This window comes from Mesorhizobium sp. M4A.F.Ca.ET.050.02.1.1 (genome assembly GCF_003997725.1).
In the GTDB taxonomy this organism is placed as follows: domain Bacteria; phylum Pseudomonadota; class Alphaproteobacteria; order Rhizobiales; family Rhizobiaceae; genus Mesorhizobium.
Genome location: NZ_RZSG01001010.1, coordinates 1 through 1,884 on the forward strand (window position 1 = coordinate 1; position 1,884 = coordinate 1,884).

The window sequence follows — 1,884 nt, forward strand, 5'->3', positions numbered from 1 at the left end:
ACAGGTCCTGCAGCGTCCGGCCGACCTCGTTGCCGGGGTCGTGGTCGAATTTTTCGCCGGCCTTGTGCTCCTCGTCGGCGGCATGGGCGACGATTACCTTGTTGCGGTCGACGACGATGAAATCCCGCTGCGAGCGCCGGTGCTGCTGCTCCAGGAACTGCTTGAGCACCTCGGGCTGCTCGAGCAGCGAAGGCGTCCCCGCGGACGGTTCGAAGACTATGGTGTCGGCCAGCTCGCGCGCGACATTGGTCGCCTCGGTCAGCCCGAGATATTTGGTCGCCGCCATCTGCGTGAAGACCGCGACGCCGCCGACCAATCCGATCAGCGCCGCGGCGCCGACCATGCTCAGGATGATCTGGCTCCTAATGCGCACGGCAAGGCCCTGCCGGTGACGGCGCTTTTTTGTTCGCGGATTGAGGTCGATCTCTCATCCATGACCTTTTATTACCAATTGCTTATCAACGTGCTAACGGTGGCCCGCTCGGAGGTTGTCCCGCCAAGGCATTGGGCGGGCGCCTGCTTTCTTCGAAAGCAGCAGCTGGATTGCCTCAGATTGCGGTTCAGACATGCACGGTGCCATGCGAAAGCTCGCCTTCCTCGCTGTTGACCAGGAAGGCGGCGGCGAGCAGGCCGACATAGAACAGCGCCACAATGGACGCGACAACGATGCCGGGCACCGGGCCGAGCGCGGCCACCCGCATCGCGTCGAGGAACGAGGCGCCGAAGCCGATCGGCGAGCCTTCGCGCTGCAGGCTGGGCGTCGTGATCTTCAGAACCCAGGCCAGCATCAGGATCGTGTACATGAAGATGTAGTTGCGGCGCAGCCGGCGGACCAGCGCCGCGCGCTGCGAGATCAGGAAGCGCGGCGAGCGCAGGCCTTCGCCGACGATCGCCAGCCAGTTGGAGGCGAAGTCGGGCTGCGGCGAGAAGATCTGCGCGAAATAATAGCGCTCGAACTGGCGCACCCGCGCGCGGTAGACGTCGAAGAAGCGGTAGCGCCGCGCTTCGATCCACAAGAGCAGCGTGATCAGCAGCATGGCGAACAGCAGCACGCCGTGATGCGAGCTCGGCGTCGACAGCGAGACCGAAAGCATGGCGGCGGCGACGGTGATCGCCCAGTTGCTCGTCCGGTCGAGCCGGTCGCGCCAGCCGGCCATGCGGGCGATCTCGGCGCGGTGGAAATGCGACATGGTCGTCGCCAGTTCGGAGGAGGTGAGCTTCAGCGCGAACGCATCCGAGGCCCGCGGCGCTGCCGCCGCCTCGACGGGCTTGATGGTCTCGACCTTGGACATCCCCTTGCCATCCAAATGCAATGGCCGGCGGAAATGGCCGGCCATCACCCCGATGGCATCAACGCGCGGCGGGCCGAAACGTTCCCTCCGGCCTGCCCCTGGCCTGGCGCGTTCACGCCTCCAGCCAGACGCGCTCTGCCACGCGATGGTCGCTGAGCAGGAAGTTGGGATTTGGGGTGAAGCCCTTGACCTCCGCGCGCGCCGCGTCGACCCAGCTGGCGAAGGCAGGGATGATAGTGGGGCAGGTATCATGGATCGTCTGCTGCAGCTCGAAATAGACCTCGCGGCGCTTGGCCGGATCGGCGAACGAGCGCGACTCGGCGAGCTTGCGGTCGAAATCCTCGTTCTTCCAGTGGGTCTCGTTCCACGGCGCGCCTGACGCATAGACCGAGGAGAACATCATGCTGGCCGACGGCCGTCCGGCCCAGAAGGACGCGACCCAGGGCTTCTTCATCCACACCTCCGCCCAATAGCCGTCGTCGGGCTCGCGCTTGACGCCGACGGTGATGCCGGCGGGCTTGGCCGACTGGGCGAAGAGCTCGGCCGTGCTGACCGCCTGCTCGAACGCCACCGGGGCGGCGTGCAGTTCGAG

General features: G+C 65.9%; 2 protein-coding genes and 1 pseudogene. All 3 read right to left on the minus strand.

All coding sequences use genetic code 11. The features are described 5' to 3' along the window. On the minus strand, positions 1 to 373 hold a 373-nt coding region (locus EOA33_RS34335; RefSeq protein WP_145989470.1), incomplete at its 3' end, for a hypothetical protein. Positions 374 to 560: 187 nt separating this feature from the next. Further along, positions 561 to 1,292 carry a DUF2270 domain-containing protein gene (locus EOA33_RS34340; protein ID WP_126055304.1) on the minus strand — a complete coding sequence of 244 codons (732 nt, stop codon included), beginning with the start codon at positions 1,290 to 1,292 and terminating at the stop codon, positions 561 to 563. A 112-nt stretch (positions 1,293 to 1,404) separates the two neighbouring features. After that, a pseudogene (locus tag EOA33_RS39490) lies at positions 1,405 to 1,884 on the minus strand (peptide ABC transporter substrate-binding protein); the annotation flags it as partial.

What these genes read in the sequence shown, in the direction of transcription:
- EOA33_RS34340 (WP_126055304.1), bottom strand. Translation starts at nt 1,292, where the DNA reads ATGTCCAAGGTCGAGACCATCAAGCCCGTCGAGGCGGCGGCAGCGCCG.